General features: G+C 75.1%; 6 protein-coding genes and 1 pseudogene. 5 read left to right on the plus strand and 2 right to left on the minus strand.

The window, feature by feature from the left end; all coding sequences use genetic code 11:
* Together ACWJ6R_RS27880 and ACWJ6R_RS27885 are read right to left on the minus strand one after the other, a co-directional pair.
* On the minus strand, positions 1-1,134 hold a 1,134-nt coding region (locus ACWJ6R_RS27880), incomplete at its 3' end, for a multidrug effflux MFS transporter (RefSeq protein ID WP_449065076.1).
* A gap of 196 nt (positions 1,135-1,330) precedes the next feature.
* A complete protein-coding gene (locus tag ACWJ6R_RS27885) occupies positions 1,331-2,107 on the minus strand; it encodes a VOC family protein (RefSeq protein WP_449065077.1) in 777 nt (258 codons plus the stop codon).
* Between the two features lie 202 nt (positions 2,108-2,309).
* Between ACWJ6R_RS27885 and ACWJ6R_RS27890 the strand changes: the two are divergent.
* The 5 genes and pseudogenes from ACWJ6R_RS27890 (at position 2,310) to ACWJ6R_RS27910 (ending at position 6,255) form a co-directional block, all read left to right on the plus strand.
* Positions 2,310-3,216 (plus strand): annotated as a pseudogene (locus tag ACWJ6R_RS27890) (ABC transporter ATP-binding protein).
* Complete coding sequence (locus ACWJ6R_RS27895) at positions 3,213-3,998, plus strand: ABC transporter permease (protein WP_449065078.1); 786 nt, start codon at positions 3,213-3,215, stop codon at positions 3,996-3,998. Before ACWJ6R_RS27890 ends, ACWJ6R_RS27895 begins: the two are co-directional and overlap by 4 nt.
* Positions 3,999-4,053: 55 nt before the next feature.
* Positions 4,054-4,968: an EamA family transporter gene (locus tag ACWJ6R_RS27900; protein WP_449065079.1), complete on the plus strand. Its 915-nt coding sequence runs from the start codon at positions 4,054-4,056 to the stop codon at positions 4,966-4,968.
* A gap of 101 nt (positions 4,969-5,069) precedes the next feature.
* Positions 5,070-6,074, plus strand: coding sequence for a COX15/CtaA family protein (locus tag ACWJ6R_RS27905; protein ID WP_449065080.1), 1,005 nt, complete (start codon positions 5,070-5,072; stop codon positions 6,072-6,074).
* A complete protein-coding gene (locus ACWJ6R_RS27910) occupies positions 6,067-6,255 on the plus strand; it encodes a hypothetical protein (RefSeq protein WP_449065081.1) in 189 nt (62 codons plus the stop codon). Before ACWJ6R_RS27905 ends, ACWJ6R_RS27910 begins: the two co-directional genes overlap by 8 nt.
* The last annotated feature ends 44 nt before the right edge of the window (positions 6,256-6,299 follow it).

Below are 6,299 nucleotides of genomic sequence, written 5' to 3' on the forward strand. Positions count from 1 at the left end.
ACCCACCGCATCCCCATCCAGCGGACCGGCCTCCACATCCAGCAACACCAACCGGTCCGGCTGCTCGGCCAGCGCCAGCGCGCCGGTGCCCGGCAGCACCAGGCCGGCGCCGCACATCATCGTGAACAGTCCCGCCACCAGCGCGCCGAGCGGCAGCCCGGCGACGGCCACGACCACCAGCACCGCGCCTCCGGCCACGTACAGCAGCAGCCCGGCCAGGATCAACCGGACGGGCGTCGCCCGGCGCCCGGTGAGCCGCCCGCCGACCTGCGCCGCGGCGGTCAGGGCCAGCGCGTTGAGCGCGAACACCAGCGAGTACGTCTGCGGCGAGGCCCCGTACACCTCCTGGATCACGAACGGGGAGCCGGAGATGTAGGCGAACAGGGCACCGAACCCCAGGCCGCCGGCCAGTGCGCAGGCCATGAAGGAGCGGTCGCGCAGCAGGTGGCCGAAGGTGACGAGGGTCTGCCGCAGCCCGCCGCGCTCCCGGCTGCCGGCCGGGAGCGTCTCGCGCACGCCCAGCAGCGCCGCGGCCAGCAGCACCAGCCCCGCGACGCTCAGCACGGCGAAGATGCCCCGCCAGGAGGTGTACGCGATGAGCTGCGCGCCGAGGATCGGAGCCAGGATCGGGGCGAGACCGCTGACCAGCAGGAGGGTGGCGAAGATGCGCGCGATGGCGGCGCCCTCGTACAGGTCGCGGACGACCGCGCGCACGATCACCAGCGCGGCGCCGCCCGCGATCCCCTGGAGCAGGCGGGAGCCGATCAGGCCCTCGACCGACGGGGAGAAGGCGCACAGCAGGGAGGCCGCGGCGTAGGCGGTGACGCCGATCGCCAGCGGCCTGCGCCGGCCGAACATGTCGCTGAGCGGCCCGGCCACGATCTGCCCGGCGGACACGCCGATGAGGCAGGCGGTGAGGGTGAGCTGCACCTGCGCCTGGCCGGTGCCGAGCTCGGCGGTGATGGCGGGCAGCGCGGGCAGGTACATGTCGATGGAGAGCGGCCCGATCGCCGAGAGGGCGCCCAGGACCAGCAGCAGGAGCAGCCCGCCGCGCCTGCGGGCCGCCGGGCGCGCGGCCCCGCCTCCCTCCTCCGGGCGTACGGACTTCTCCGGTGCGACGTCGGCTGCGGTCATCCTGTTCTCCGTTCCCTCACAGGCCACAGTGGGGCCCGTAGGGGCCGGAAGTCCCCAACGAGATCAGGTCATCCGATATTCCTCATATCGGATCCTCTTAAAGAAGGCGCGCCGCGTCGTCCGGGGCCGATCAGGACGGTTCCCGGTCACCCCGCGTCGTCCGGGGCCGATCAGGACGGTCCCCGGCCATCCCGGGTCATTCGGGACGATCGAGGGTGATGAGCGCGAAGGGGGCGAACTCCGGGTCCGCCACCACCGCGACGGGCCCGCGAGGCGTGCTCACCCGCTCGGTGAGGACCGAACCGCCCAGCTCGCGGACCTTCGCCACGGCGGCGCCGAGGTCGGCGACCGCGAAATAGGTCAGCCAGTGCGGCGGCACGTCCGGCGGCGTCTGCGGTCCCATCGGCGCCATCCCGGCCACGGACCGGCCGCCCGCCCGCCACTCGGTGTACTCCACGCCGCCCGGGCCGTCCTCCCGGACCTCCCAGCCGAAGACCGCCGGGTAGAAGGCCTTCGCCGCCGCGGTGTCGCGGGTGGCCAGCTCGTTCCAGGCGAACGCGCCCGGTTCGCCGGCCAGCTCGGCGCCGTGCATCCCCGCCGCCTGCCAGGCCATGAAGAAGGCGCCCGAGGGGTCCTGGAAGGCGGCGGTCCAGCCGTGCTCGAAGACCTGGACGGGTTCCAGCACGACCCCTCCTCCCGCCGCGCGCACCTTCGCGGCCGTGGCGGCGACGTCGTCGACGGCCACGTGGACGTTCCACATCGAGGGCACGCCCTCGCCGAAGCTCGGCCCCAGCCCGGCCACCGCCCTGCCGCCGAGGGTGAACCGCCCGTAGCCGCCGGAGTCCGGGCGCGGGTCGAAGACCACCTCCCAGCCGAAGACCTCCCGGTAGAACCGGGCCGACAGGGCGATGTTGGTGCTCGACAGGTCGACCCAGCACGGGACGCCCGACTGGTAGCCGCTCCGCTCGGACACTCCGACCCCCTGTCGGTCATGACTCGGACGCGCCCAGCCTGGCACGCGCGGCGGGACGGCCCCGCGGGCTATCGGAGGACTTGGCGGGATTCGCCCGAAGCCTTTTACCGGGCATGGACGGCCCGCCGCCCGCCGGGCGCACGCCGCCCCGGAGGCGAGGGCGCGAGCGGGACCGTCCGGGAGAGTCCCTAAACTCGTGGCCATGGACTCCCCAGCCGTCGAGATCATCGATCTGGTCAAACGGTACGGCCGCACGACGGCGATCGACGGCCTGAGCCTGCGCGCCGACCGCGGCGCGGTCACCGCCGTCCTCGGTCCCAACGGCGCGGGCAAGACCTCCACCGTCGAGATCTGCGAGGGCTTCCGGCAGCCGGACGGCGGCACGGTCAGCGTGCTCGGCCTCGACCCGGCCCGGCCCGAGCTGCGGGCCCGGGTCGGCGTGATGCTCCAGTCCGGGGGCGTGCCCCCGGCGATGCGCTGCGGCGAGTGGCTGCGGCTGACGGCCCGCTTCTACGCCGACCCGCTCGACCCGGCGGCGCTGCTGGACCGGCTCGGGCTGACCGAGCACGCCCGCACGCCGTACCGGAGGCTGTCGGGGGGCCAGCAGCAGCGCGTCTCGCTGGCCGCGGCCGTGATCGGCCGCCCCGAGCTGGTCTTCCTCGACGAGCCGACCGCCGGGCTGGACCCCCAGGCCCGCCACGCCTGCTGGGAGCTGGTCGGCGACCTGCGGGCCGCGGGGGTCTCGGTGGTGCTCACCACCCACCACATGGACGAGGCCGAGAAGCTCTCCGACCACGTGGTGATCATCGACCACGGCCGCGTGGTGGCCGAGGGCACGCCCGCCTCGCTCACCGGCGCCGAGCGGCAGCTGCGCTTCCGCGCCCGGCCGGGGCTCGCCCTGGACGAGCTGCTCACCGCCCTGCCCGCGGGGAGCGCGGCCAAGGAGTCCCCGCGGGCACTACATCATCGAAGGGCAGGTCGGCCCCGAGCTGCTGGCGACCGTGACGGCCTGGTGCGCCGCCGAGGGCGTCACCGCCGACGACCTCAGCATCGAGCGCCGCACCCTGGAGGACGTCTTCCTCGAACTGACCGGCCGGGAGCTGCGATGACCGTGAACACCCCCGCGCCGGGGCTGGACCTGACGCCCGCCGGCGCCGCCGCGCCGCTGCCCGCCATGGTGCTGGCCCAGGCGGGCGCGGAGATCCGGGCGATGCTGCGCAACGGCGAGCAGCTGCTGCTCACGATGATCATCCCGGTGCTGCTGCTCGTCGGCTTCTCCAGCGCACCGCTGGTGGACGTCGGCGGCGGCTCCCGGGTGGACTTCACCACCCCCGGCGTGCTCGCGCTGGCGGTGATGTCCACGGCCTTCACCGGCCAGGCCATCGCCACCGGCTTCGAGCGCCGGTACGGCGTGCTCAAGCGGCTGGGCGCGACCCCGCTGTCGCGGACCGGGCTGCTGCTGGCCAAGACGCTCGCGGTGGTCGCGGTCGAGGCCGTGCAGGTCGCGGTCATCGCCGGAGTGGCGCTCGCGCTGGGCTGGCGGCCCGGCGGCTCCCCCCTGGCGGCGCTGGCGCTGATCGTGCTGGGCACCGCCGCGTTCAGCGGGCTCGGCCTGCTGATGGCCGGCACGCTGCGCGCGGAGGCGACGCTCGCCGGTGCCAACCTGGTCTACCTGCTCCTGCTCGGCTGCGGCGGGGTGATCTTCCCGCTCTCGGCCTTCCCCGACGCGGTGGAGCCGGCGCTGGAGCTGCTGCCCATCTCCGCGCTGGCCGGAGGGCTCCGTGCGGTCCTGTCCGACGGCTCGGGCCTGCCGGTGGCCGCGGCGGCCGTCCTGGCGGTCTGGGCGGCCCTCACCCTGGGGCTCGCGTCGCGGACGTTCCGCTGGGAGTGACCGGCCTTCTTCGGTAAGGTGCGCAGATCCGTGTAGCACCTTATAGGGGGAGTCCGTGACCGCCGAAGCCCTGCCGGGAGCCGCCGAGCCGTACCGTCCGGGCCGCCGCGGTCCGGGCGCGCTGCTGCGGAGTGCCTCCGACGCCGTCCCGCCCTCCGGCCTGGTGCTGCTGGCCATCATGTCGGTCCAGATCGGGGCGGGCTTCGCCAAGGAGCTCTTCGCGCACCTGCCGCCCAGCGCCGTGGTGCTGCTGCGGATCGGGATGGGCGCGCTGGTGCTGTGCGTGGTGGCCCGCCCCCGGCTGCGCGGGCTGACCCGGGCCGACCTGGGGGTCGGCGTCGCGTTCGGCGCGGCGCTGGGACTGATGAACATGTCGTTCTACGAGGCGCTGGCCCGGCTGCCGATGGGGATCGCGGTGGCCATCGAGTTCCTCGGCCCGCTCGGTGTGGCGGTGGCCGCCTCGCGGCGCCGCCTGGACCTGCTCTGGGTGGCGCTGGCCGCCTCGGGCATCGCGCTGCTGGCGCCCTGGGGCCAGGCGTCCGGGCTGGACTGGGTCGGGATCGGCTTCGCCCTGGCCGCCGGGGCCTGCTGGGCCGCCTACATCCTGCTCTCCGCGGCGGTGGGGCAGCGCTTCCCGGGCACCGGCGGGGTGTCCTTCGCCATGCTCGTCGCCTTCGTGCTGTCGGCCCCCGTCGGCATCGCCGCCGGCGGCGCCGACCTGCTCCAGCCGGAGCTGCTGCTGATCGGCCTGGGCGTCGGGCTGCTGTCGTCGGTCATCCCCTACACGATCGAGCTGGAGGCGCTGCGCCGGATGCCGAAGCGGGTGTTCGGCATCCTGATGAGCCTGGAGCCCGCCATGGCCGCCCTGGTCGGCCTGCTCGTCCTGGGCGAGATCCTCGACGTGCGGGAGTGGGCCGCCATCGGCTGCGTGGTCCTCGCCAGCGTGGGGGCCACCCGCTCCGCCCGCTGACCGCGGCCGGGTCCGGGCGTCCGGGTCCGGGCGTCCGGGGCCGGGCGTCCGGGGCCGGGCCAGAGGCGGGACCACCGCACCCGCCGCCTACCATGTGACCCGTGAAACAGCTCCCCGACCGGCCCGCCCGGCGTGCCGTGCACCCCTTCCTGAGCGTGTGGTCGCCCACGACCGCCACCATGCGCCTGTGGGCCCTGGCCGCGGTGGCCGTCAACGCGGGCATCACGGTGACGGGCGCGGTGGTGCGGGTGACCGGGTCGGGGCTGGGCTGCCCCACCTGGCCGCAGTGCACCCCGGACAGCTTCGTCCCGGCCGCCCATGAAGGGATCTCGCCGCTCAACACGGCGATCGAGTTCGGCAACCGGCTGCTGACCTTCCTGGTGCTGGTCGTGGCGGTGGCCTGCGTGATCGCCGCGCGCCGCCTGCCGGAGCGCCGGAGCGGCCTGGTCCGGCTGGCCTGGATCCAGCCGTTCGGCGTGGCCGTCCAGGCGTTCTGGGGCGGCGTGGTGGTGCACAGCGCGCTCAACCCGGTCACCGTGAACGTGCACTTCCTGTTCTCCGTCGGCATGATGGCCGCGGCCTGCGTGCTGTACGCCCGTGCCGGGGAGGGCGACGCCCCGCCGGAGCCGCTGGTCCACCCCCGCATCCGCGTGCTCGGGTCCGTCCTGGTCGGCGCCGTGCTCACGCTGATCCTCGCGGGCATGGTCGTGACCGGGACCGGCCCCCACTCCGGGGACGAGCTGGCCTCCCGGTTCCCCTTCGACATCGAGACCGTGGCCAGGATCCACGCCGACGCCGCCTACCTCGTGGTGGGCCTGACGTTCGCGCTGACGTTCGCGCTGCACGTGACCGGCGCGCCCGGTCCGGCGCGGCGGGCGGCGCTGACGCTGCTGGCGGTGGAGCTGGCCCAGGGGGTCGTCGGCTACGTCCAGTACTTCCTGGCGGTGCCCGCGTTCCTGGTCGGCCTGCACGTGCTCGGCTCGACCCTGGTGTGGATCTGCACGCTGCGGGTGGTCTTCACGCTCCGCTCCCGGGGCCGGCGGCGCGCCGCCGCCGGGACGGCCCCGGTGACCGGGACGGCCGAGCCGGACGCCGTACGTGCGTGACTCCGGAGAGGGCCCCGTGCCCCGGCCCGCGTCCCCGATCCGGCGGCTGCGCCGTACCGCCGCCCGCGCCGGGTCCTTCCTCGCGTCCGTCCGGGCGTCCCGCTCGGCGCTGCGCCGCTGCTACCAGGCGGCGGTGGCGCTGAGCGTGCTGGCGGTCGCCCGCTCACCTGGGCCTGGCTGACCAGCTCCGGCCACCGGGTGGTCGCCGGCTCCTCCCCCGGCTGG

The sequence above is a fragment of the Planomonospora algeriensis genome (genome assembly GCF_977012225.1).

Coding starts and splice junctions, on each gene's coding strand:
- ACWJ6R_RS27895 (WP_449065078.1), top strand. CDS start 3,213: ATGACCGTGAACACCCCCGCGCCGGGGCTGGACCTGACGCCCGCCGGC.